At 52.6% G+C, this 1,755-nt stretch carries 1 protein-coding gene; it reads right to left on the minus strand.

Going from position 1 to position 1,755, the window contains the following annotated elements:
- A partial coding sequence (locus ACWA2B_RS27790) for a non-ribosomal peptide synthetase (protein ID WP_449292867.1) occupies positions 1–1,755 on the minus strand: 1,755 nt, incomplete at both ends.

Consider the following 1,755-nt stretch of genomic DNA (forward strand, 5'->3'; position numbering starts at 1 on the left):
GATAGTCGCGAATCCAGCCATACAGACGGCTCGGATCAATGCGGTCGTCTTTCGGACAGATAACCATTGTGCCGCCGTTATAAAGCGTCCGCGCGATATCACCGACGAACACGTCGAAGGAGAAGCTTGCCAGCTGCAGCAAACGTACCGGGAACTGGTTCAGGCGATAATCCCGACGATACGCCGCGGCGGTATTCACCAAGCTGCGATGCTCGATCATGACGCCCTTCGGACGTCCCGTTGTTCCCGACGTGTAGATCACATACGCCAGATCCTTCGGTTCATTAATAGGTTCAACGTCCGTGGCATCCCCGGTGTACAGCGACTCATCGTCCAGCGCCAGTACAGTATGCAGACACAGTCCCGTTGCGGGTTCGGATACTGCTTCGCTTTCATCCAGCCAGACCTGCGCGCGCTCCTGTAAGCCCGTTTGGGTCAACAGTACCGTAGCACCACTGTCCTCCAGCATGAAGCGGATGCGTTCAGACGGATAGTCTGCATCCAGCGGTACATATGCACCTCCGGCTTTCCATACCGCCAATACGCCGACCAGCATGTCGACCGAGCGTTCACTCAAGATGCCAACAATCGATTCACGGCCAATGCCTTCATTTCGCAATCTACGGGCTAATTGGTTCGCACGCTCGTTCAGTGTGCGGTACGTCAGTTGTTGTTCCTCGTACACCACCGCCACATGATCTGGTATAAGCTGGGTCTGTTCTTCCACATAAGTATGGAATAAGCCTCCTGCTTCAGCAGTAACATCCGATACTCCCACATCTCCAAAACCGTAGATGATTTGTGCTTTTTCCTCGACGGTTACCATTTCCAAAGCTGCCAGTGATTGCTGCGGATGAAGAGTAATCGCACGTACAAGTTCGGTAAAATGCTGTGCCAAGCGCGCAATGGTCTCAGGCTTGTACAGCGCCGTGCTGTATTCCAGACTGCACAGAATGCCTTCCGGCTGCTCCACGGCATCCAAGGTCAGATCAAATTTGGCCGTATGATTGTCCGTCGGATACGTCTTAAAGGTCAGTCCCTCCAGCTCGAACTCCTGCTGTTCAAATGTTTTCAATTCAAACATGGTGTCAAACAGCGCATTCCGGCTCGTATCCCGCGTTAAATTCAGCTTTTCAACCAGCTCTTCAAAAGGATATTCCTGATGTTCGTAAGCACTGAGCGCATGCTCTTTGACCTCTTGCAAGTAGTCTAGGAACGTTTTGTCACCAGACGGATAATTGCGGATTGCCAGCGTGTTGAGGAATACGCCTACCAAGCTCTCCAGTTCCGCATGTGGTCTTCCGGCAATCGGCGTGCCGACGATAATGTCTTCCTGTCCCGAATATTTATGCAAAAGCGTGCTATACGCGGCCAGCAATACCATGTACAAGGTGGAGCCGGTTTGCGCGGCCAGCTGTTTCAACTGTTCGCTGTCCTCCAGGCTGATCGCAAATTCCAATCGCGCTCCTTCCAGACGCTGTACGGCTGGTCTTGCAAAATCCGTAGGCATATCCAGCACCGGAATGTCACCAGCCATCGTGTTCAGCCAGTAGCTTTCCTGCTCACGAAGACGCTCACTTTGCATATCGGCATGCTGCCAAACCGCATAGTCCTTGTACTGGATGCGCAGTGGCGGCAGTTCCTTGCCTTCATACAATTGAGAGAACTCCTGCACGATAATTCCTTCCGTGACGCCATCCGAAATAATATGGTGCATGTCATAGAGCATGACGTGACGCTCCGGTCCGGTTTCCA

Source organism: Paenibacillus sp. CMM36 (assembly GCF_053570945.1).